Below are 21,285 nucleotides of genomic sequence, written 5' to 3'. Positions count from 1 at the left end.
GGAAACGCCTGCATGCGCGCCGCCCTCGACGTTTATCGCGCCAAGCGGGATTTCAAGAAGACGCGCGAGCCCAGCGGCCGTGCGAAAGCCGCACCGTCGAAGAGGCTACGCTTCGTCGTCCAGCGGCATGACGCGAGAAATCTGCATTATGACCTGCGGCTTGAACTCGACGGCGTCTTCAAATCATGGGCGGTCACACGCGGACCTTCGCTCGACCCCCATGACAAACGCCTCGCAGTCGAGGTGGAAGACCACCCACTCGACTATGGCGACTTCGAAGGAACGATCCCAAAAGGCCAATATGGCGGCGGGACGGTTCAGATATGGGATCGCGGCTATTGGACGCCTGTCGATGAAGAAGGGCTGGCCGACGGTGATCTCAAATTCACGCTGGAAGGCGAACGGCTCCATGGCGAATGGGTGCTTGTGCGCATGAAGCGCGATCGCAATGGCGGCAAGCGGACAAACTGGCTGCTGATCAAACATCGCGACCGCTGGGCGCGCGAAGACCATGGCGACGCGGCGCTGAAGGCCGAGAAATCGGTCGCATCGGGCCGCACGCTCAAGCAGATCGCCAGCGGCAAGGGCAAGGCGCCAAAGCCCTTCATGAGGCGCGCGAACGAACATGGCGTTGCGGCCGACGCCATCTGGGACTCGCGAACAGGTCTCGCCGCGGAACGACGAGCGAACGGTACGAGAAGCAATGGGCGAGCGTCAGTCTCGAAGTCCGTCAAATCTTCACCGATGCCCGCTTTCGTCGCGCCGGAGCTGTGCGAGAGCGTGACCATTCCGCCTGATGGCGATGAATGGGCGCATGAGATCAAATTCGACGGCTATCGCATCCAGCTTCGCGTGAAGGATGGGGAAGTCACGCTGAAGACGCGCAAGGGACTCGACTGGTCGGAAAAATTCGATGCGATCGCTGCGGCGGCGAGCGAACTTCCCGACGGACTCATCGATGGCGAGATCGTCGCGCTCGGCAGTTCCGGCGTTCCCGATTTCGCCGCGCTCCAGGCCGCCTTGTCCGAGCGCGAAACCGACGATCTCGTCTACTACGCGTTCGATCTTCTCCATGATGGGCGCCAGGATATTCGAAAACTGCCGCTTGCCGATCGGAAGGAAGCGCTCAAGGAGCGGTTTGCACGCGCGAGCAGTCACGATCTCATCCGCTATGTCGACCACTTCGCAGGCGGCGGCTCCGCCGTTCTTGAATCCGCCTGCAAGCTGTCCATGGAAGGCATTATTTCGAAACGGCTCGATGCGCCCTATCGATCAGGCCGCCATGGCGACTGGACGAAGGCGAAATGCAGAGCCGGGCATGAGGTTGTCATTGGCGGCTGGACGACGACCAATGGAAAATTCCGCTCGCTGCTCGCTGGCGTCTTTCGCGGACGCGACTTCATCTATGTCGGGCGCGTCGGAACGGGCTTCGGACAGGAGAAAGTTTCAACCCTCCTGCCGCAATTGGAAAAGGCGGGAGCGAAAGCCTCGCCGTTCAAAGGCGTCAACATTCCAAAAGGCGGCGCGGGAATCCACTGGACGAAACCCTCGTTGGTGGCTGAGATCGAATTCGCGGGCTGGACGGGCGACGGCATGGTGAGGCAAGCGGCCTTCAAGGGACTGCGGTCGGACAAGCCCGCGCGCGAGGTCACAGCGGAGAAGCCGTCGGCGCCGGAGGAGACGGTCATGCCTGCGGCGGCGAAACGGACAAGCGCGAAGCGTCGCGCGTCGCAATCAAATGGGGAGACCGTTATGGGCGCGTCGCTCTCGCATCCGGACAAGGAACTGTGGCCCGACGCCGGCGATGGCAAGCCTGTCACCAAGCTCGATCTCGCACATTATTACGAAGAGGTTGGAGACTGGATGATCCGGCATATCGAAGGCCGGCCCTGTTCGATCCTGCGCGCGCCTGATGGAATCGACGGCGAGATATTCTTCCAGCGTCACGCCATGCGGGGAGCGTCGGACCTGATGGAGCTCGTCGAGATTAAAGGAGACAAGAAGCCTTATCTCGAGATTGATCGCGTCGAGGGGCTTGCTGCGGCTGCGCAAATCGCCGCGCTCGAACTCCATCCCTGGAATTGTCAGCGGAAGAAGCCGGAGATTCCGGGACGGCTTGTGTTCGATCTCGATCCCGGCCCTGACGTCTCGTTCGCAACGGTCATCGAAGCGGCGAAGGAACTGCGAACGCGAATTGAGGCGCTCGGCCTCGTCGCCTTCTGCAAGACCACCGGCGGCAAGGGCCTGCATGTGGTGACGCCGATCAAATCCGCGGGCCGCGCCGAACTCACCTGGACGATGGCGAAGGATTTCGCTCATGCGGTCTGCGCGCAGATGGCTGAGGACGATCCCGAGCGCTATGTCGTCAACATGTCGAAGAAATTGCGGAAAGGACGCATCTTCCTCGACTATCTCCGCAATGACAGGCTCGCGACGGCGGTCGCGCCGCTGTCGCCGCGCGCGCGTCCCGGCGCCGCTGTCTCGATGCCGCTCAACTGGCCGCAGGTGAAGGCGGAGCTCGATCCCAAACGCTTCACCGTGCGGACAGCCGCTGCGCTGATCAGGAAGGCCAAGCCCTGGAGCGATTACGACGACAGCTCGCGGCCGCTGCAGCCGGCGATCAAGAAGCTGCTGAAATCGGCCGCACAGCAACGCTGACGCCATTCGGCCGGATGCGCGCTTGGTCGGATGTTGGCTGCGATAGTCTGGAAGGGCGCTTTGGTAGCGGGGGAGGGACTTGAACCCCCGACCCCAGGATTATGATTCCCGTGCTCTAACCAGCTGAGCTACCCCGCCACGCGTCGTCACGCCCGCCCGGGCGCGAAGACCCGCGCGATATAGGGAAGCGGGGCGGGGCGGTCAAGAAAATCGGCGGCGCGCCTTTGGGGCGAGCGCGTCGTCCGCCACGGGAATCATAATCCTGGGGTCGGGGGTTCAAGTCCCTCCCCCGCTACCATGCGGCGCCTTCAGGCAAGAACGCCTTCACTCAGCGCTTCCGCAGGCGGAGAATTTTGAAATAGCCGATCGGGAAGGTCGGCTGGACGTCGACAAAATCGACCCCGCCATGGGCGCGGGCCCAGTCCTTCACCCGGCTGACGCGGAACGTCGCGCTCCACCCCACCCGCTTGGCCAGCGGCGCGACCCACTCCTCTACGGTCGCCTGAAGCCCCTCTTCCGCGCCGAATTTGCTGGCGATAATGATCTCGCCGCCGGGCTTCAGCACGCGCGCGATCTCGCTCAGGGCGCCTTCGGGATCAGGCACCAGCGTGATGACGAAAGGCACGTTCACGGCGTTGAAGGTGGCGTCAGGAAAGCCCAGACGACAGGCGTCCATGCAGACGAGGCCGCGCACATGGGGGAGCTTCTTCTCGACCGCCTTCCACAGCATCGGCACAGAGAGATCGGCGCCGACGACGCGGGTCCGCGCGGGATAATAAGGCAGCACGAGACCGGTGCCGACGCCGACCTCGAGAATGTCATCGCCGCAGGCGGCTGCGGCTTCAGCGCTGCGCCGCTGCGTGTCCGCGAGCAGCCGGCGATAAACCCTGTCGTAAAAAGGCGCCCATTTCTCATAGGCCTTCTGCTGGCCTTCGAGATTGTACTGGATGGTCATGATGTCAGGCGGCGGCCGGCAGGTCGGATTCGATGCGCGCGGTCGCCGCGATCACGCCGCCGCCAAGCACGCGCGCTCCCGGTTCTGCGCTGTCGTAAAACACGCAGGCCTGACCACGCGCCACGCCCATCTCATCATCGAGAAGACGCACCACCGCTTCGCCATGCTCGATGCGCAGCAGCGCCGGCGCAGGCGCGCGCGTCGAGCGCACGCGCGCCGCTATGGGCAGGCCTTCTTCGCCGATGTCAGCGAGCGACCCATCGCCGATCCAGTTGACGTCGCGCAGTCTGAGAATGCGCGTGGCCAATGCCTCGCGCGGCCCGACGATCACCTGGCGCGATTTCGGATCAAGCCTGACGACGAACAGCGGCTCTCCCGTCGCGACGCCGAGGCCGCGGCGCTGACCGACGGTGAAATGCAGGACGCCGTCATGGCGGCCGAGCTTGCGCCCGTCGACATGCACGATCTCGCCGGGTTCGGACGCATCGGGCCTGAGCTTCGCGATCACATCGGCGTAGCGCCCGTTCGGCACGAAGCAGATGTCCTGGCTGTCATGCTTGTCGGCGACGGCGAGCTCATATTTGCGCGCCAATGCGCGCGTCGTCGGCTTGTCGAAGCCGCCAAGCGGAAAGCGCAGGAGATCAAGCTGCTCGGCCGTCGTGCCATAGAGGAAGTAGCTCTGATCGCGATCTGAATCCGCGGCGCGATGGAGCGCGCGGCCGCCTCCTGGCGCAGGCCGGCTGACGACATAGTGCCCGGTCGCCAGCGCATCGGCGCCGAGGTCGCGCGCCGTGTTCAGCAGATCGCGGAACTTCACCGACTTGTTGCATTCGACGCAGGGGATCGGCGTCTCGCCGGCGAGATAGGAATCGGCGAAGCGGTCGATCACGGCCTCGCGGAAGCGGCTTTCGTAATCCAGCACATAATGCGGAATGGCGAGGCGTTCGGCGACGCGCCGCGCGTCATGGATGTCCTGGCCGGCGCAGCAGGCGCCGGCGCGATGTGTCGCCGCGCCATGGTCATAGAGCTGCAGCGTGACCCCAACGACCTCATAGCCTTCCTCGGCCAGCATCGCGGCGACGACGGAGGAATCGACGCCGCCCGACATGGCGACGACGACGCGCGTCGCACCCTCCGGCTTGTCGAAACCCAGTGAATTCATCGGTCGAGACGGTTCCAATATTCAACTGGCCGCCGCCATAGCACGAACCGGCCGCCGATCCATCAGGCCCCGGCAATTCCTGCCGGGCGTCGGCAATTGAGTCCCGGCGGAAACGGTCGCACACGTCGCGACCGGCGACCTAAGCCTTTGATGATAATCGGTTTATCATAAAGCGATGGATGGCAAGCGGATTGCTCGGCGGAGCGCGGCGTTCCCGTCACCCGAGTATCCCTGTGCCCGTCACGTCGCTTCCGCCGAAAGCCCCTTCCGCGTCACATGCCGCCGCCAGTGCGAAGGCGAAGCCTGTCGAGGCGCGTCAGGACGACGATGCGCCCGCGGGATCAGACTTTGCGTCGCAACTCGACGATGCGGCCGCGAACGGCGCCGACCCGGCGACCGGCGCGCCGGCAAAGGCGAATGCAGCCAAGACAAATTCCGCCCCGGTAAAGTCCGCCAAATCGGCGGACCCGGATCAGGACGCATCTGCCATCAAGGCCGCGGAGACGGAGCAGGTCGCATTGTCGACGGCCGATGCGCCATCGACCGCGACTCCAGCCGCCAAGGTCTCGGCAGTGAAGGCACCGCCGGCCACGTCGGACGTGATGGCCGCCTACGAGCAATTGCAGGCAGACGAGACCGCTGAATCCGATGTCCCGCCAGCTCCCACGCCGACCGCTCTGCCCCCGCCGGACCCGGCGGTCATCAAGGTCGTGGCTGCCCAGACCGGCAGCGTGGGCGACACGCCCAAAGCCGACGAAACGAACAGCAGGACCGACGCCTCGGCGACCAGCGACAATGCGTCGACCGCGACCGCGACGCAGCAGCTTCCCCCGGACCTCACCGCCATTGCGGCCGCGCTGGCATCCGCGCAAGGCGCGCCTGCGACTCAGGCCCAGGCGCCGGCTCCCGACGCCGATAACGCACCCGTCGAGGATGCGACCTCAGCTCCGGCCGTCGCGATCGCTGCTTTGACTCTCCGCGCAACGCCGCAGGGAAAGCCCGACGCCGAAGACGCTGAGAAGGCGGCTTCGACTGCAAATGCGACCGACGCAGACGATGGAGCTGACGCGGAAGTCGACGCCAAGACCGCCGTAGCGCAGCCGCCGGCGATTCCAGATCCCGCCGCGGGCAAGCACAGCGCGAAGCACGCCGTGACGGCGGACGGGTCAGCGTCCCCGCTCACGTCCACCACCGCGGCCAACGATACGACAACCGCTCCTCAGACGCCCACGGTCCCGACGGCGGATCAACCATCCGCTCCCGTCGCTCGCGCCGCAAAGGCGTCGCTCGAAGCGATCGCCGGCGCTTCGCGCGTGTCAACGACGGACGACGCGAGCAGAATCTCCAGAGCAGCCGACGGCGTCATATCCACATTCGGCGATCTCACAACGAACGCGCTCGCGGCCCAAACGCCAACCGCGACGACGTCGCATCCCCCGATTTCCGCGCCCGACGCCGCGCAAACCGCGACGTCCGCCGTGCCGGTCCAGATGGCGCCGCTCGTTATCGGAATGCAGGCGCTCGAAGGCGCGCGCGAATTCCAGATCAAGCTCGACCCTGAACATCTCGGCCGCGTCGATGTGAAGCTGAAGATCGCGGACAATGGCCGCGTCGAAGCTTCGCTCGTCGTCGACAAAGTCGAGACGCTGGCGCTCCTGCAACGCGATGCGCGCACGCTGGAGCGCGCTTTCGATCAGGCGGGCCTGACCTCAGATTCAGATTCGCTGAGCTTCTCGCTGCGCCAGGATATGTCCGGCCAGCAGCAGAACAATGATCAACGCGAAGCATCGCGCGCTGCGCCCTGGAGCCAGATCCAGATCGACGCGCCGACCGACATAGCTCCGCTTCGCCAATATTACAGCGCGACCGCCCGCTCCGGCGTCGACATCCGCGTGTAGAGGATCAAATCATGGTCTCTTCCGTCTCCAGCAATTCGAGCTCGTCATCTTCGTCGTCGACATCGACGTCGAACCAGATGATCGCGTCGAATTTTCAAACCTTCCTGACGCTGCTGACGACGCAGTTGAAGAACCAGAATCCGCTCGATCCGCTCGACACCAATCAGTTCACGCAGCAGCTCGTGCAGTTCGCTTCGGTCGAGCAGCAGCTCAAGACCAACGATACGCTGACGGCGCTGCTGACCGCCGCACAATCAACCAACTTGTCGAACGCTGTCGGCTTCGTCGGCAAAACAGTCACCGCGAACGGCGCCACCGCGACGCTCTCGGATGGCTCGACGAAATGGAACGTCAACCTGCCGCGCGATGCGAAGACTGTGACGCTGACGGTGACGGACTCCAGCAACAATGTCGTCTGGACCGAACAGAAGTCCATGTCGGCGGGCGACAACGCCTACACCTGGAACGGCAAGACTTCGACGGGAACGCTTGCCCCCGCCGGCTCCTACAAGCTGACCGTTTCGGCGGTGGACGCGTCGGGGGCCTCCATGACGCCCTCTCTCGCCTATACCGGCGTGGTCACCGGCGTCAGCGTCAGCGGTGGGACTACGACCTTGAAAGTAGGCGATTATTCCATCCCGATTTCGGACGTCACCTCGGTTTCGAGTTAGGCAATCGGCAAGTTTTGCTTAGGCGTTTCTTAAACCCGGGCGGCTATGGTGAATGGAGAAATAGGTCCATCGAGTAATGTGAGCGTACGATGACCGAGTTGATGCGTCCCCGCGTGAAGTATGTGATCGGGCCCGATGGAAGCCCGCTCACGATCGCGGACCTGCCCCCGCCGAACACCCGTCGCTGGGTCATCAGGCGCAAGGCTGAAGTCGTCGCCGCCGTGCGTGGCGGCCTCCTCTCCCTTGAAGAAGCCTGCACGCGCTATACGCTGACAACGGAAGAATTCCTGAGCTGGCAGCTCTCGATCGACCAGCACGGCCTCGCCGGCCTGCGCACCACCCGCATCCAGCAATATCGCCACTGAACCCGCCGCGCGGCCAGGACGCAGGGAGCGACAAGATCGCGCCCTGCGCTTTCACGCGTTTCTAAGCGCGCAATTGCAGCCACACCGTCTTCTGCTCCGTGTAATTGTCGAGCGCAGCGCGGCCGAGATCGCGGCCGACGCCTGACTCTCCGCCCATGCCGCCCCAAGGGAGCCGCGTGTCGGTCGGCCCGTAAGTGTTGATCCAGACTGTTCCTGCGCGCAGCCGGTCGGCCATCACATGGGCGCGCGTGACGTCGCGCGTCCACACCGCCGCCGCAAGGCTGAATGGGCTGTCATTCGCATCGCGGATCGCCGCGTCGGGCTCATCGAACGGAATGACTGTCGCGACCGGTCCGAAGATTTCCTCGCGCGCGATGGTCATCAAGTTGTCGGCGTCGGCGAAGATGGTCGGCGCGATGAAATAACCGGGACGGTCGAGCGCCTCGCCGCCGGCGATCAGCGCTGCGCCTTCGCGCTTGCCTGTCTCGACATAGGACATGACGCGATCCCGCTGCTTCTCCGAGATGACGGGTCCCATCGTGGTCTCGGGGTCGAAGGGGTCGCCAAGCTTCAATCGGCTGGCGCGATCAGCGAACAATTCAAGGAAGCGCTCATACACCGCGCGCTGGACAAAGATGCGCGTGCCCGACGAACACACCTGCCCCGCATTGAAGAACACGCCTGATGACGACGCGTTCGCAGCCGCCTGCAGATCGGCATCGGCGAAGACGATGTTCGGCGACTTGCCGCCAAGCTCCAGCGTCACATGTTTGCAGTCGCGCGCAGCGACTCCCATGATGTGCTTGCCGACAGCCGGCGATCCCGTGAAGGAAATCTTGTCGACGCCAGGATGCTCGATCAGCGCCTGCCCCGCGACGGTTCCGAAGCCAGGCAGGATGTTGAGCGCGCCAGCCGGCAGCCCCGCTTCGATCGCGAGTTCGCCCAGCAACAATGAGGACAGAGGCGTCAGTTCCGCCGGCTTGAGCACCACCGCGCAGCCGGCCGCCAACGCCGGCGCGATCTTCCACACCGCATTCATCAGCGGAAAATTCCACGGAGTAATAGCGGCCACGACGCCAACCGGCTTGCGCGTGACATAGGTCAGCGCGTCGGCGCGCGCAGGGACGACCTCGCCGTGAATCTTGTCGGCCCAGCCGCTGTAATAGGCGAGGCAGTCGATCGCCGCGGGAACATCCTGCCGGCGCGAGGCCGCGAGCGGCTTGCCCGCATCGATCGCTTCGAGCTCGACGAAACGCTCGCGATGACGTTCGACCAGATCGGCTAACCTGCGAAGAACGCGCGCGCGATCGGCGCCCGTCATACGGCCCCATGCGCCTTCATCAATGGCGCGGCGGGCGCTCGCGACGGCGGCGTCGACATCCTCGACGCCAGCCTCGGGAATGGAGGCGATCGGCGAGCCGGTGGCGGGATTGAGGGTGAGAAAATCACGTCCCGATCGGGCCTGGCGCCATTCGCCGCCGATCAACAGGCCCCGCTTCGGCAGGGTGTGGACAATATCGAGACCCATGGCGGCGCTCCAGGATGAAACGCCTAAACAAAATCATAGGTGAAAACGATGATCAAAATGAAATAACGCATTGATTGATAGAAAACGACTATGGCCGAAGTCGATCAGCTCGCGGCCGAGAGTTAACGGGCCGAGCCAAAAAAGCCGCACGCTCTTTACCGGCCATTAACGTTTTTACGCGATAACTTAACTGCGTCCTCCGTTTCTGACGGCGAGCGGCCCTGTCGCTCTGTTGACGCCTCCCTGTGAAAACTTCAAAGCCGCCTTCGGGCGGCTTTTTTTCTTATCTGCGTGCTATCCCTCTTTCACCGGATTAAGGTTAACCAAGGGTAAATAAGACGGACGCCCGGCGCCGGCGGTATTCTTGCGGCCATAACTGCGCATGCCGACGCGCCATCCCCTGATGGCGCGAAAGCGAGCCAGTGTGGAACAGGGACCGACAAGTGGCGACGATTAGCGATACCCAGCCCCCGTCAGACGGAGCCGCCTCCTTTGCGATGGGCTTTATTTCATCGGACGCCTTCAAGGCCCTCTTCAGGGAAGGAATGAGCCTGGTCGAGGACGCCGCCTCCTATCTCGACGGCAAGGGCCGCGAGGAATCGAAGACTCTCAGCCGTATGGCCGCGCTGGGCTACGCCGCCGAGAGCATGCGTCTCACCACCCGTCTCATGCAGATCGCCTCCTGGCTGCTTCTCCAGCGCGCCGTCGTCGAGGGCGAGCTGACGACCGCACAGGCGTCGAAGGAAAAGCACAAAGTGAATCTGCGTCAGGAGACTGCGCAGACGTCCGCCGAAACGATCGAGCAGATGCCGGAGGGCCTGCGCGACCTGATGGCGCGCTCGCTGCGCATGCAGGCCCGCATCATCCATCTCGACCAGCTTCTGACCGGCGTCGCGCCGCCCGCGCCCGCCGATTCAAGCCCGGTCGCCGCGCAGGTCGAGCTTTTGCGTTCGGCGTTCCTGCGCCAGTAATCGCTGCGTCCCAACACCCAAAACAAAAGCCCCGGGGATCGCCCGGGGCTTTTTTGTCAGCGCTGCAGAAGCGCTTACTTCTTGCTGGCGATGCCGAAGCCTTCGAACTTCTTCGAGAAGCGCGACAGGCGGCCGCCGCGATCCATCAGCTGCTGCGAGCCGCCGGTCCAGGCCGGATGCGACTTCGGATCGATGTCGAGTTGAAGGGTGTCGCCTTCCTTGCCGTAGGTGGAGCGCGTCATGTACTCGGCGCCGTCGGTCATCACGACCTTAATCATGTGATATTCGGGGTGCGTGTCGCTCTTCACGGGTTCATCTCCTCTGTTCACGGCTCCAATGCCTGGCTGGCGCTGAGGCGCTCGGCCGCGGCCGTGAACGCTGGCATCTCGGGAATGGCGGGCGCTATAACCCAAGCCCCTGACTGAAACAAGCGGCCCTCAAGGCCGACGATTGATGGCCTCTTCCGATTTGAGCCCCGACGCGGCCCCGGCCGCCCGCGCCCCCCTTTCCGCCCTGCGCCCCCTCCTTCCCGCGGTGATGCGCTACCGCGGCCGGATGCTGGCGGCCTTCATCGCCCTGATCGTCGCCTCGGCCGCGACGCTGCTGCTGCCGATCGCCGTGCGCAGGGTGATCGATGCGGGCTTCGGGACCGAATCTTATCTCGTGAATGGCTATTTCGCGGCGCTGATCGGCGTCGCGGGACTGCTCGCCGCCGCCAGCTCCGCCCGCTTCTATCTCGTGATGACTCTCGGCGAGCGCGTCGTCGCCGATATCAGAGCGCAAGTGTTCGGCCATATCGCGCATCTCGATCCCGGTTTCTTCGACCGGACCAAATCGGGCGAGCTCGTCTCGCGTCTCTCCGCCGACACAACGCAACTCAAATCCGCATTTGGAGCGAGCGCCTCGATCGCGCTGCGCAACCTGCTGCTGTTCTTCGGCGCGGCGATCATGATGGTGCTGACGAGTCCGAAGCTTTCCGCGCTGGTGCTTGGCGCGATTCCCTTCATCGTGCTGCCGCTGTTGTTCTCCGGCCGCTCGGTGCGCCGACGCGCCAAGCAGGCGCAGGATCGTCTTGCTGAAACGTCCGCCTATGCGGTCGAGGCGATCGGCGCCGTGCGCACTATGCAGGCCTTCGGCGCGGAAGCATCGACCGCGGCCGCCTACGCCGCCGCCGCCGAAGACGCCTATGGCGCCGCGCGCGATTCGACGAAGGCCCGCGCCTGGCTCACCGGCGTCGGGTTGTTTCTCGTCTCCGCCAGCGTCGTCGGCGTGCTCTGGTATGGCGCGCAGGATGTGCTGTCCGGCGAGATGTCCGGCGGCCGTCTCGCGCAATTCGTGATCTACGCGATCATGGCGGCGAGCGGATTGGGACAGCTCGGCGAAGTCTGGGGCGAAGTCAGCCAGGCCGCTGGCGCAGCCGCACGGCTTGCGGAAATTCTCGCGACCGAGCCGGCGATCAAGGCGCCTGCTCAGCCTGTCGCAATGCCCGTTCCCGCGCGCGGCGCCGTCGCCTTCGAGCATGTGCGCTTCGCCTATCCGACCGCGCCGGAGCGCTCGTCGCTCGAGGATGTCAGCTTCGAGGCGAAGGCCGGCGAGACGCTTGCGGTCGTCGGCCCCTCCGGCGCCGGCAAGAGCACGATCGTGCAACTGCTATTGCGCTTCTATGATCCCCAGAGCGGGCGCATTCTCGTCGACGGCGTTCCCATCATCGATGCAGATCCCGCAGAATTGCGTACGCGCATCGCCTATGTGCCGCAGGAGCCGGCGATCTTCGGCGCGACGATCGCGGAGAACATCGCTTACGGCAGAGAAGGCGCTAGCGCGGCCGAGATCGAACGCGCGGCGCAAATGGCGGCCGCCGACGAATTCATCCGCACGCTGCCGCAGGGCTATGCGACGAAACTCGGCGAGCGCGGCGTGACGCTCTCTGGCGGACAGCGCCAGCGCATCGCGATCGCGCGCGCGATTCTACGCGATGCGCCGATCCTTTTGCTCGACGAAGCGACATCGGCGCTCGACGCGGAAAGCGAGCGCGCCGTGCAGCGCGCGCTGGAGACGCTGATGAAGGATCGCACCACGATCGTCGTCGCCCATCGGCTTGCGACGATCCTGTCGGCCGATCGCATTCTCGTGCTCGATCACGGCCGCATCGTCGAGCAGGGATCGCATGAGAGTCTGGTCAAGGCGGGCGGCCTCTATGCGCGGCTCGCGGCGTTGCAATTCGATCAGGCGCGCTTCGACGCGCAGGCGGCGTGAGCGAATCTGAAAACGTAGGAGCCGGTTTTCCCTGCGGCTTCGCGAAATGATAAGAAGCCAATCATGATTCCCGTCACGCCGCAGATCGAATTGGACGAGCGCGAACTCGTGTTCGATTTCGTGCGCGCGTCGGGCCCTGGCGGACAGAACGTCAACAAGGTCGAGACGGCGGTGCAATTGCGCTTCGACGCGCGCAACTCGCCGGCGTTGAATGACTATGTGCGCGGCCGTCTCAACACGCTCGCCGGACGCCGCATGACGCGCGACGGCGTGATCGTCATTCAGGCGCAACGTTTCCGCACGCAGGAGATGAATCGCAGCGACGCGATCGAGCGTCTTGTCGAACTCATTCGCGAAGCCGCCTTCAAGCCGAAGACGCGCCGGCCGACGAAACCAACCAAGGCGTCGAAAACGCGCCGGCTTGATTCCAAGGCGAAGCATGGCGCGCTGAAGAAGAATCGGCGCACAACGATTGAGATGTGAGGGGGGGTGCTTCAGCGGCACACGCGAAGTTCCAGCGCCTCGCGGCCCTCCTTCTCCCCTTGCGGGAGAAGGTGTCGCTGCGCTTGGCGCAGCGACGGATGAGGGGGAATCTCGATGCGGAGTGCTTCCCCCTCACCCGGTCGGCTCCGCCGACCACCCTCTCCCGCAAGGGGAGAGGGAGGGCGCGTAAAGATAGACGCACGAAATCCCCGCCCGCTTTCGCGGCGGCTGAAGTCCCATCGGCTTTGATCTCTCGTCCTTCGCATCCTGCCCCTCAAAGGGGGCGCGGGGCGTCTTGGGTCCGCGCGCTACTGGCGGAGCGCGCAGAAGGTGTTTTTGAGGAGCCAGTCGCCAGAACAGGCGGACCTGACGCCCCGCGCGCGACGTTTGCGCCTTATCGCCTGCCCCTGTGGAGTCGAACCCTGATTTACCCTCCATACGATGCCCCGAAGGGCACCGCCCGAGGCGTCGGGCCAGGACCAGGTTTTTGGCGCGCGAACTTAAGACACGAGTCGTAACCGCTGCTACCGCTCGCCGTCGCTCTTGCCGCCCACCTCCGTTACGGTCCGGAAACGCCCAGCGGCGGAAGACATGTCAATAATAGGAATTTAGTGGCGATTATGCACTTGACATACCGGCCGACGTGGGCGATAAAAGCTCACGCTTGGAAAGCCTGTTATGTCCGTCGATCTCACAGACCCGATCTTCACCGACGAAGAAGCCGCCCGTAAGCATTTCGAAGCGCTGCGCTGGCCGAACGGCCCCGTTTGCCCTCACTGCGAGGCGGTCGATCAGGCGACGGAGATGAAGGGCAAGACGACGCGCCCCGGCCTCTACAAGTGCCGCGCCTGCGCCAAGCCGTTTACCGCGACCATCGGCACCGTCTATGAGCGCTCGCATATCCCGCTCCATAAGTGGCTGCTGGCGACGCATCTGCTTTGCTCGTCCAAGAAAGGCATGTCGGCTCACCAGCTTTTCCGCATGCTCGGCTTCGGCTCCTACCGGACTGCTTGGTTCATGGCGCACCGCATCCGTGAAGCCATGAAGCCGGTCGGTGACGCTCCGCTTGGTTCTGGCGGAGGCATTGTCGAGGCTGACGAGACCTATATCGGCCGCAAGAAGGGCGTTGAGAAAAAGGGCGGCGGTTTCGGCCACAAGATGAAGGTCATGAGCCTTGTCGAGCGCGGCGGAAACGTGCGTTCCGTCGTGATGGACAAGGTGACGCGTAAGGAAGTCGAGCGCGTGATCTCAGAGAACGTGGCCAAGGAAGCCCATCTGCGCACCGATACTGCGCAGTATTACATCAAGGGCGGCTTCGGCACCGCGTCGCATGAGATGGTCAACCACTATGCCGGCGAATACGTCCGGGGCGACGCTCACACAAACACGCTTGAGGGCTTTTACAGCGTCTTCAAGCGCGGCATGAAAGGCGTCTATCAGCATTGCGGCGAACAGCATTTGCATCGCTACGCCGTCGAATTTGATTTCCGCTACAACACGCGGACGGCGACCGGTCATAACGATACTGACCGGGCAACCAAAGCGATCAAAGGCGTCGCCGGCAAGCGGCTGACATATCGACAGCCTGACAGCGCCGACCTCCATTAAGGAGGTTTATTTCCGGCTCGTTCGCGGGACTGCCAAGTCCTACAAGACGAAGCGCCCGAAGAACCGTCACAAGCCTAGGAAGAAGAAGCGTCGCCCTTTCTAGGGCGGCCTTTCTTTGGTGGATTCGCCTTGGCCCCTGCTTTTTGCCTAGGCTGTGGCGGAGTCGCCAGCATGCGACGAATCACTTCGTCGCGCCGTTTTGCTGTCGCTTCCTCTGAAAGCTGCTCGTCCTTTGATTGCCGCATTTAACGACTCTCGGAGCTCCCTATGGATGAAGCAAAAAAGCCCCCTCCATTCAAATGGGCCCCCGGATTTGCTGACGCTATCGCCAACATCGCAAACCGCTGGGCCCATCTCGAATTCTATATCAACTATTCGATTTGGCTATTGGCTGGCCTAGATGCGCAAAGAGGAGCTTGTCTTACATCCCAAATGTACACCCTTCAGGCCAAACTCTCCGCCATGAAATCGCTCTTGGAATTTGCTGACGCTCCAAAAGAGTTGGTCACACGCGTAAACAAATTCGCAGAATCGATCAGGGGACCCCAAGAAATGCGAAACAGGGCGCTCCACGACATGTGGCTGATGGATAACGAAGACGCAGCCAAAATGGCGCGTTTAGAAATTGTAGCCCCTGGTAAGCTCAAGTTTGAGCCAAAACCATATGAAGCGCGCGGCCTAGAAGAGGTGCTTGCCGGGATCGTGATAGCATCAAAAGAGGCCAATTCGATCCGATTGGCTATTTACGAGCTGAAGACATTGCCACCCAGACATCCGTCATTAACGGACCCCATGGAAGTGGTTGTGTAGGGCTCGTAAAATCAATCCATACCGACGTAAGAACGTCCTTCCCCGCCTCGATCATCTCTGGCGTGACCTCGATTTCAGTTTCCGCTTTTGGCGGTGCCGGCCTGTCGAGGGATTTATCCCCTTCGCCGTCAGGGTATGTCAAGTGCATAATCGCCAATTTAGTCTGAAGATGTCAAGGGCAGTTTGACGGCAGCGGCGCGATTCCAGCTTCGTCTCTGACCCGCGACGATCAAAGGTGTAGATGACCGCGTTGGCCTGAACTGAAAGCGTCGAGAGAAGCCCGTGATTTTCTGGACAGCGAGCGCGATCGCAGCGGTTGTCGCCTATCTCCTCGGCTCCACGCCGACGGGTTATCTCGCCGGGAAATTGCTCAAAGGCGTCGACATCCGGGAGCATGGCTCAAAATCCACCGGGGCGACGAACGTCTTGCGCACCCTGGGCAAATGGCCGGCGCTCGCGGTGCTCCTCGTGGATGTGCTGAAAGGCGCGGGCGCGATCATCTTCGCCCGCTGGCTTTACGCTTGGCTCGATGCATCGACATCGACCACGCCAGCGACAGCGGCTGATCTGGCAATCTGGACGCCATGGATCGTCTGCCTGGCCGGTCTCGCCGTGCTGTTGGGACACGGCCGTTCGATCTGGTTGAATTTCAGCGGAGGCAAATCCGCTGCGACGGGACTGGGCGTGTTGCTGGCGATGTCCTGGCCAGTCGGTCTGGGCGCTGCGACGGTTTTCGGCGTCGTGCTGGCTCTTATCAGGATCGTTTCCCTGAGTTCGATGCTGGCGGCGCTGACGGCGATCGCCCTGATCTTCAGCTTCGAAGAACCGCTGCCCTATCGGTTATTGGTGATCGCGGGCGGCGCTTACGTGATCATGCGCCATCGCGCCAACATTCAGCGATTGCTGGGCGGGACGGAGCCGCGCCTGGGGCAAAACAGCCAGGAAGCAAAAACCTGATCGCAAATCTGGCGCGCCAACGCTGAAATATTTCCTGCAGGCTTTCACGCCGCGAGCTTGATCGCCCGCACATGCAGAAAAAGTCCGGCGACGCGCGTGTCCGCAACCGTGGGAACGGCGGCGGCCACCTCTGGCGAAGCCGACGGCTCGCCGAATTTCTGGATCGTCAGCCCGGCGCCGCAGATCATGTCGACCCACGCGCTCAGCGTGCGATGGAAGCGCGGCACGCGAAACGGCGCGACGCCCTCGCGCTCTTCGCGCGGCAAGGTCGAGAACCACCAGGTTTCAATGCGGCCGTCATTCTCGCTGAAATATTCGGCGATCTCGATCGCATAGCAGTCACCCTTTTCGTCGCGCAGCGTCTTGCGATGCGGCGGTACGAAGCAGGGATGCAGGATCGAAAATTGCAGGAAGCCGCCGGGCTTCAGCACGCGACGCGTTTCGATGAGAACACGCTGCTGATCCGGCATGTCCATCAGCGACATGAAGGCGGTGGCGAAATCAAAGGATTCGTCGGCGAAAGGCAGCGCCGCGCCATCGGCGATTTCATAGATGACGCCGCGCGGATCCGCCGCTTCCTTCTCCTGCGCATGCCGGATGAAGGTCGGCGCGACATCGATGGCGCGCATGCTTGCGCCTAATTCGGCGAGCTTGCGCGTATTTGATCCTTCGCCGCAGCCGATATCGAGCCCCTGAAGTCCCGCGATGGGAGGAAGCATCGCAAGGAACGCTGGCGTGTTCAGCGCGTCGCGATAGACATCGTAGCCGGCTCGCGAATAGCGCGTCCAGTTTTCGGCGTTACCCTCCCAATAGGATGCAGCTTCACGCGACTCCATGGCGGCTCCTCCGCGGCGCGCAAAACGAGGCGTCCGCGCTCGAAAGCGCGCGCTCAGGCCATCAGCTTTGCGACAGGGGCGCGGCTTTATCCCGCGCGCGCGGGTGAAGCAAGACGTAACGACATCCGCCTCAATGGATTTGGGTCAGGCCGCCATGCTTGCGCGCGGTTTCGGCTCAATCGCCGCGGCCTTTTCCAGAAGGCCCCGCGCGCGAGCGAGATTGGCCATCGGCGACGCCATGGCGCAACGCGACTTGCCGTTTGATTTGGCCTCGTAGAGCGCGGCGTCGGCGACCGCGAGCAGCGTCGCAACGTCTTCGCCATGCTCCGGCGCCAGTGCGATTCCAACGCTGACGCCGATCTTTGCGACGACATTCTCGCTGAGATCGTAGGCCGGCGAGATCTCGTCGACGAGCTGCTGGCCGAAGGCAAGCGCTTTCGCCTTCTCGTCGTCGGCGCCCGCCATGCGCGAAATGATCACGAATTCATCGCCGCCGATGCGCGCGGCGATATCGTCGTGCCGCAGCATCTCTTTCACGCGGCCGGCGACCATTTTCAAAAGCTGATCGCCTGCGGCATGACCGTGCGTGTCGTTGACCGACTTGAAGCCGTCGAGATCGAGATAGAACAAGGCGACTTGCTCGGGCGCATCGGACGCGCGGGGCCATCTCTCCTCGAACGCGCGGACAAGGCCCAGGCGGTTTGACAGGCCCGTCAGCGCATCGTGCCGGGCGCGATGATCATTCTCGCGCTCGGCCCGCATGGTCGCGACAAGCATCTTGTTCAGACGGAACGCCGCCGCGACCATCGCGACGAAATAAAGCGGCGCCTGGACGAGCACGATCAGCATGGCGGGCTCGCCCGACAGGACCGCTCCGATGCAGCAGGGGCCGAGACTGAGGAGAATCATCGCCGCCACCAGGCGCGGCGCGCCGAAATTGCGGAAGCAGATGCCGCCGATCATCGCGGCCGACGACACGCAGGCGACGGTCGAGGCGACCCAGTCGCCGCTCGCAAGCGTGACGAACACGCCATAACCGACGCTGCCGCCCCAGCACACCGCCAGCAGCAGATAGAGGTCCGTCGGCGTTTCGCGCCCTTGCGACGCGGCCCGACGCGCCATGATCAGCACGGCCATGCGAACGATGCAGACAAGGGCTTCCAGCGCGAGCCATGTCAGGAAGGGCGGCGTCGGCGCCCGCAGGGCGATGACCGCGGCCACCATGAGCGTGTTGATAAGCCCGCTGGCGAAGATCGGCAGCGAGCCGTAGAGGCTGCCGATCAGCGCGACGCGGATGTCGTCGGGAACGTCTGGCCCTGCATCGGCCAGCCAGCGCGTGAGGCGCCAGCGCGGCAGGCTGTAGGTATAGTCTTCACGGCGCGGAGAGCGGTTCATCTCCCTGTAAAGACACCGCCAGCAGTTAACACGCGCTTAGAAAAGCTGCCGTTTCGTCAATATAATCAGGCCAGCGGCCGCGGTCTCGCCCGACAGGCCGCGCTTCAGATGCGCGCAACGCTACGCCGCATTCTCCTTTGCATATTTTGCAACTTCGGCATGGGTCGCGAACCAGACGCTCCCCTTCGCCTTCGCATGCTTGATCAGCTCTTCGATGATCCAGATGCGCGAGCGATAGCCGATGATGTGGGGATGGCAGGTGAGCTGGAAGACGCCGCCCTCCTCCCAGGCGCCGTCGAGTTCGCGCTTGAAAATCTCGAACACGTCGAAGGGCGAGGTGTAGGGGCGCTGCGCGCCCATGCGGTTCATCATGAAATAGGGCGCGTCATCCCTGATCCATTCCACCGGAAATTCAACCACGCCTGTCGGTTTGCCCTCGAGCAGCAGCTCATAGCAATCCTCGTCCGCCATCAGCGAGGAATCATAGAGAAGGCCCATCTCCTGCTCGATGCGCAGCGTGTTCGGGCTGAAATCCCATGACGGCGTGCGCAAGCCGACGGGCCTGACGCCGGTGATTTTTTCGAGCGTGTCGGCCGAACGCATCATCAGCTCGCGCTCATGCCCATAAGGCAGCGTCGAATTGAATTCATGGATCCAGCCATGGATGCCGATTTCATGGCCTTCGCCAACGACGCGCTTCTGCTCGTCCGGATGCAGCAAAGCCGCGACCGCCGGCACATAGAAGGTCGCCTTGACGTCATGCTTCTTCAACAGCGCGAGCAGACGCGGCACGCCGACGCGCGGCCCATACTGGCCCCAAGCCATGCGGCCGATCGACTTGCCGCCGTCGCGCAGTTCGTTCGTCTCGTGATCGGCGTCGAAGGAGAGCGCGATGGCGCAGCGCGCGCCGCCCTTCCAACTCCTCGGCTTTAGCGTGCGCCCGGCGCGGACCTGATCGACGAGACCGCGCCAATGCGTCTCGGGCCACTGCCAGGGTTCGAGCTTCGTCACGTCGGTCATGGCGTTCTCTCCGCGTCTTCTCGAATGGGTAGCAGCGGCGACGGCCAAACGCCTCCGCAAGTTCAGCGTGAGGGATGCGCGCCCGGCGCATCCCAGGCGGCGACCACGGTTGCGAAATTCGCAACCATCGCGGCGACACCCGTCTGATCATCAATTGCGCCCTTCAGCCAAGGCTCCAGAGTCGCTCCGAACATCGAGCGCCCGGCGCAGAAGCCTTTCACCAGCGGCTCACGGCGCGACGAGGCCACGACCGCGGGAAAACTGTCGATCGTGCGCGCGATGGTGAGGAAGCCTTCGCAGGCGGAATCATGCGCGCGCACGAGATCGCCGCAGCGCGTCCAGCCGTCGCCGGGTTGATCCTCGATCAGCCACCAATGAGGCTTCACGCCGAGCCCGTAAAAATGCGCGATGAGGCCGGCGACAGTGCGTTCATCAACCGGGCCATGCGGCGAAGCCAGCACTTCGAGCAGAAGACGCAGGCCCGCCTGCTCGCAGGCGGCGTGAAGCTGCGCCAGAGCGCGATCGGCGCCAGTGAGAATGTCGCGCGAATCCTGCGGATGGAGATAGACCGCGCATTTTACCGTCACGCCCGCCGGCCAGTCCGCGAAGGTGGAGGCGAGATCATCGCCGCCCTCGAATTGCAGCGGGAGCGCATGCGGCGCATCGATCGGCCGCGCGATGAACAGCCGCGCGTCTTGCGCCTTCGCGATCGCCGGCGCGCCATAACCGCCATCGAGGAAGACGCCGAAGCCGTTGCGGCCTTGCGCAACCTCCAGCGCCGCGTCGACGACGAGCTTCTTGAAATGGCTCAGGCGCTCGCGCGGCGCGCCGGTCTTGTCAGCGAGTTCGATCAGCGGGACGCGATGATCGATCGAAAGGATGCGCAGCGACATCAGTTATGCGCGCCCAGCACCATCTGCGCGAAATCGATCGTCGCGCCCGACATCAGGCCCGATTCATCGGAACAGAGATAGGCGCAGGCGCGCGCCACCTCGTCCGGCTTCACCAAGCGGCCCCAGGGCTGGCTCTTCTCCGCCTCTTCGAGCCAGCCATCCCGCTTGTCGTGATATTTGCGCACGATGGCGTCCTCGCCCGGCGTATCCATCCAGCCGACATTCAACCCGTTCACGCGGATGCGATCGCTCATCACGGAGAAGGCGACATTCTTCGTCAGGATCATCAGCGCGCCCTTCGACATGGAATAGGGCGTGAGGAAGGGCTGGCCGCCATGAGCCGACATCGATTGGATATTGACGATCGAGCCGGAGATTTTCTCGCGCTGCATGATCCTGATCGCGTCCTGCATCAGGAAGAACGGCGCGCGGACATTGATCGCCATGATATAATCGTAGAGTTCGGGCGACGTGTCGGTGATCGTGCCGCGATCGGTCGATGCCGCGGCGTTGACGAGCGCGTCGACGCGTCCGAATGCGCGGTCGGCCGCGGCGATCACCGCGCGGCAATCCTCCACCTTTGAAAGATCGGCCTTCACGAACAGCGTCTTGCAGCCGGCGCCGCTGAGGCTCTCAGCCACCTTGGCGCCCTTCGCTTCGTTGCGGCCGCAGATCACCAGCCCGGCCGCGCCGCGCGCCGCGAAGGTCCTCGCGACGGTCTCGCCAAGCCCCTGCGTGCCGCCGGTGACGACCGCGATGCGGCCTTTCAGCGACGCCTTCTCGAAAGGATTGTCTCCGCCCATGATTTTCCTCGCTTTT

19 protein-coding genes and 2 tRNA genes are annotated in these 21,285 nt (G+C 63.5%); 11 read left to right on the top strand and 10 right to left on the bottom strand.

The window, feature by feature from the left end; all coding sequences use genetic code 11:
• Positions 1-12 precede the first annotated feature (12 nt).
• On the top strand, positions 13-2,658 hold the full coding sequence (gene ligD / locus L8F45_RS01180; protein WP_342361057.1) for a DNA ligase D: 2,646 nt from the start codon (positions 13-15) through the stop codon (positions 2,656-2,658).
• A gap of 61 nt (positions 2,659-2,719) precedes the next feature.
• Here the strand turns inward: ligD and L8F45_RS01175 are convergent.
• Positions 2,720-2,796 (bottom strand) — tRNA-Met (locus L8F45_RS01175).
• A 48-nt stretch (positions 2,797-2,844) separates the two neighbouring features.
• Here L8F45_RS01175 and L8F45_RS01170 point away from each other — a divergent pair.
• Positions 2,845-2,956: transfer RNA gene (locus L8F45_RS01170), tRNA-Met, on the top strand.
• Positions 2,957-2,986: 30 nt separating this feature from the next.
• Here the strand turns inward: L8F45_RS01170 and L8F45_RS01165 are convergent.
• Positions 2,987-3,613 carry a class I SAM-dependent methyltransferase gene (locus tag L8F45_RS01165; RefSeq protein ID WP_342361056.1) on the bottom strand — a complete coding sequence of 209 codons (627 nt, stop codon included), beginning with the start codon at positions 3,611-3,613 and terminating at the stop codon, positions 2,987-2,989.
• A gap of 4 nt (positions 3,614-3,617) precedes the next feature.
• Complete coding sequence (gene mnmA, locus L8F45_RS01160) at positions 3,618-4,775, bottom strand: tRNA 2-thiouridine(34) synthase MnmA (RefSeq protein WP_342361055.1); 1,158 nt, start codon at positions 4,773-4,775, stop codon at positions 3,618-3,620.
• Positions 4,776-5,008: 233 nt separating this feature from the next.
• Between mnmA and L8F45_RS01155 the strand changes: the two genes are divergently transcribed.
• From L8F45_RS01155 to sciP, 3 genes are all read left to right on the top strand, one after another.
• The gene (locus L8F45_RS01155) at positions 5,009-6,673 is read left to right on the top strand and encodes a flagellar hook-length control protein FliK (protein ID WP_342361054.1); all 1,665 of its coding nucleotides are present in this window, start codon (positions 5,009-5,011) and stop codon (positions 6,671-6,673) included.
• 11 nt (positions 6,674-6,684) lie between these two features.
• The gene (locus tag L8F45_RS01150) at positions 6,685-7,344 is read left to right on the top strand and encodes a flagellar hook assembly protein FlgD (protein ID WP_342361053.1); all 660 of its coding nucleotides are present in this window, start codon (positions 6,685-6,687) and stop codon (positions 7,342-7,344) included.
• A gap of 89 nt (positions 7,345-7,433) precedes the next feature.
• Complete coding sequence (gene sciP, locus L8F45_RS01145; protein WP_342361052.1) at positions 7,434-7,709, top strand: CtrA inhibitor SciP; 276 nt, start codon at positions 7,434-7,436, stop codon at positions 7,707-7,709.
• Positions 7,710-7,770: 61 nt separating this feature from the next.
• Here sciP and L8F45_RS01140 read toward each other — a convergent pair whose 3' ends face one another.
• Positions 7,771-9,237: an aldehyde dehydrogenase family protein gene (locus tag L8F45_RS01140; protein WP_342361051.1), complete on the bottom strand. Its 1,467-nt coding sequence runs from the start codon at positions 9,235-9,237 to the stop codon at positions 7,771-7,773.
• Between the two features lie 545 nt (positions 9,238-9,782).
• Here L8F45_RS01140 and rcdA point away from each other — a divergent pair.
• The gene (gene rcdA, locus L8F45_RS01135) at positions 9,783-10,208 is read left to right on the top strand and encodes a protease adaptor protein RcdA (protein WP_342361050.1); all 426 of its coding nucleotides are present in this window, start codon (positions 9,783-9,785) and stop codon (positions 10,206-10,208) included.
• 74 nt (positions 10,209-10,282) lie between these two features.
• On the opposite strand, the gene rpmE is transcribed toward rcdA, so the two are convergent.
• Entirely contained in the window at positions 10,283-10,516 is a 234-nt protein-coding gene (gene rpmE / locus L8F45_RS01130) for a 50S ribosomal protein L31 (RefSeq protein WP_342361049.1), read from the bottom strand.
• 145 nt (positions 10,517-10,661) lie between these two features.
• Here rpmE and L8F45_RS01125 point away from each other — a divergent pair, with 145 nt between their 5' ends.
• From L8F45_RS01125 to plsY, 5 genes are all read left to right on the top strand, one after another.
• The gene (locus L8F45_RS01125) at positions 10,662-12,464 is read left to right on the top strand and encodes an ABC transporter transmembrane domain-containing protein (protein WP_342361048.1); all 1,803 of its coding nucleotides are present in this window, start codon (positions 10,662-10,664) and stop codon (positions 12,462-12,464) included.
• A gap of 63 nt (positions 12,465-12,527) precedes the next feature.
• Positions 12,528-12,947 carry an alternative ribosome rescue aminoacyl-tRNA hydrolase ArfB gene (gene arfB / locus L8F45_RS01120; protein ID WP_342361047.1) on the top strand — a complete coding sequence of 140 codons (420 nt, stop codon included), beginning with the start codon at positions 12,528-12,530 and terminating at the stop codon, positions 12,945-12,947.
• A gap of 678 nt (positions 12,948-13,625) precedes the next feature.
• Positions 13,626-14,555 carry an IS1595 family transposase gene (locus L8F45_RS01115; protein ID WP_342361046.1) on the top strand — a complete coding sequence of 310 codons (930 nt, stop codon included), beginning with the start codon at positions 13,626-13,628 and terminating at the stop codon, positions 14,553-14,555.
• A 267-nt stretch (positions 14,556-14,822) separates the two neighbouring features.
• Positions 14,823-15,365 carry a hypothetical protein gene (locus L8F45_RS01110; protein ID WP_342361045.1) on the top strand — a complete coding sequence of 181 codons (543 nt, stop codon included), beginning with the start codon at positions 14,823-14,825 and terminating at the stop codon, positions 15,363-15,365.
• Between the two features lie 282 nt (positions 15,366-15,647).
• Complete coding sequence (gene plsY, locus L8F45_RS01105; protein ID WP_342361044.1) at positions 15,648-16,322, top strand: glycerol-3-phosphate 1-O-acyltransferase PlsY; 675 nt, start codon at positions 15,648-15,650, stop codon at positions 16,320-16,322.
• Positions 16,323-16,366: 44 nt separating this feature from the next.
• Here the strand turns inward: plsY and L8F45_RS01100 are convergent, their stop codons facing one another.
• From L8F45_RS01100 to L8F45_RS01080, 5 genes are all read right to left on the bottom strand, one after another.
• On the bottom strand, positions 16,367-17,158 hold the full coding sequence (locus L8F45_RS01100) for a class I SAM-dependent methyltransferase (protein WP_342361043.1): 792 nt from the start codon (positions 17,156-17,158) through the stop codon (positions 16,367-16,369).
• Between the two features lie 144 nt (positions 17,159-17,302).
• Positions 17,303-18,553, bottom strand: coding sequence for a diguanylate cyclase (locus L8F45_RS01095; RefSeq protein ID WP_342361042.1), 1,251 nt, complete (start codon positions 18,551-18,553; stop codon positions 17,303-17,305).
• Positions 18,554-18,673: 120 nt separating this feature from the next.
• Entirely contained in the window at positions 18,674-19,573 is a 900-nt protein-coding gene (locus L8F45_RS01090) for a polysaccharide deacetylase family protein (protein WP_342361041.1), read from the bottom strand.
• Between the two features lie 62 nt (positions 19,574-19,635).
• Positions 19,636-20,466, bottom strand: coding sequence for a 2-deoxy-5-keto-D-gluconate 6-phosphate aldolase domain-containing protein (locus tag L8F45_RS01085; protein WP_342361040.1), 831 nt, complete (start codon positions 20,464-20,466; stop codon positions 19,636-19,638).
• Positions 20,466-21,269 (bottom strand): SDR family oxidoreductase, encoded by an 804-nt coding sequence (locus L8F45_RS01080; RefSeq protein ID WP_342361039.1) that lies wholly within the window; start codon positions 21,267-21,269, stop codon positions 20,466-20,468. Before L8F45_RS01080 ends, L8F45_RS01085 begins: the two co-directional genes overlap by 1 nt.
• Positions 21,270-21,285 lie beyond the last annotated feature (16 nt).

Source organism: Terrirubrum flagellatum (genome assembly GCF_022059845.1).
Taxonomy (GTDB): Bacteria; Pseudomonadota; Alphaproteobacteria; order Rhizobiales; family Beijerinckiaceae; genus Terrirubrum; species Terrirubrum flagellatum.
The sequence above is the reverse complement of the archived record's forward strand: the minus strand, read 5'-3'. Positions and strand labels throughout refer to the sequence as shown.

What these genes read in the sequence shown, in the direction of transcription:
- ligD (WP_342361057.1), top strand. Translation starts at nt 13, where the DNA reads ATGCGCGCCGCCCTCGACGTTTATCGCGCCAAGCGGGATTTCAAGAAG.
- L8F45_RS01165 (WP_342361056.1), bottom strand. Translation starts at nt 3,613, where the DNA reads ATGACCATCCAGTACAATCTCGAAGGCCAGCAGAAGGCCTATGAGAAA.
- mnmA (WP_342361055.1), bottom strand. Translation starts at nt 4,775, where the DNA reads ATGAATTCACTGGGTTTCGACAAGCCGGAGGGTGCGACGCGCGTCGTC.
- L8F45_RS01150 (WP_342361053.1), top strand. Translation starts at nt 6,685, where the DNA reads ATGGTCTCTTCCGTCTCCAGCAATTCGAGCTCGTCATCTTCGTCGTCG.
- sciP (WP_342361052.1), top strand. Translation starts at nt 7,434, where the DNA reads ATGACCGAGTTGATGCGTCCCCGCGTGAAGTATGTGATCGGGCCCGAT.
- L8F45_RS01140 (WP_342361051.1), bottom strand. Translation starts at nt 9,237, where the DNA reads ATGGGTCTCGATATTGTCCACACCCTGCCGAAGCGGGGCCTGTTGATC.
- rcdA (WP_342361050.1), top strand. Translation starts at nt 9,783, where the DNA reads ATGAGCCTGGTCGAGGACGCCGCCTCCTATCTCGACGGCAAGGGCCGC.
- L8F45_RS01125 (WP_342361048.1), top strand. Translation starts at nt 10,662, where the DNA reads ATGGCCTCTTCCGATTTGAGCCCCGACGCGGCCCCGGCCGCCCGCGCC.
- arfB (WP_342361047.1), top strand. Translation starts at nt 12,528, where the DNA reads ATGATTCCCGTCACGCCGCAGATCGAATTGGACGAGCGCGAACTCGTG.
- L8F45_RS01115 (WP_342361046.1), top strand. Translation starts at nt 13,626, where the DNA reads ATGTCCGTCGATCTCACAGACCCGATCTTCACCGACGAAGAAGCCGCC.
- L8F45_RS01110 (WP_342361045.1), top strand. Translation starts at nt 14,823, where the DNA reads ATGGATGAAGCAAAAAAGCCCCCTCCATTCAAATGGGCCCCCGGATTT.
- L8F45_RS01100 (WP_342361043.1), bottom strand. Translation starts at nt 17,158, where the DNA reads ATGGAGTCGCGTGAAGCTGCATCCTATTGGGAGGGTAACGCCGAAAAC.
- L8F45_RS01095 (WP_342361042.1), bottom strand. Translation starts at nt 18,553, where the DNA reads ATGAACCGCTCTCCGCGCCGTGAAGACTATACCTACAGCCTGCCGCGC.
- L8F45_RS01090 (WP_342361041.1), bottom strand. Translation starts at nt 19,573, where the DNA reads ATGACCGACGTGACGAAGCTCGAACCCTGGCAGTGGCCCGAGACGCAT.
- L8F45_RS01085 (WP_342361040.1), bottom strand. Translation starts at nt 20,466, where the DNA reads ATGTCGCTGCGCATCCTTTCGATCGATCATCGCGTCCCGCTGATCGAA.
- L8F45_RS01080 (WP_342361039.1), bottom strand. Translation starts at nt 21,269, where the DNA reads ATGGGCGGAGACAATCCTTTCGAGAAGGCGTCGCTGAAAGGCCGCATC.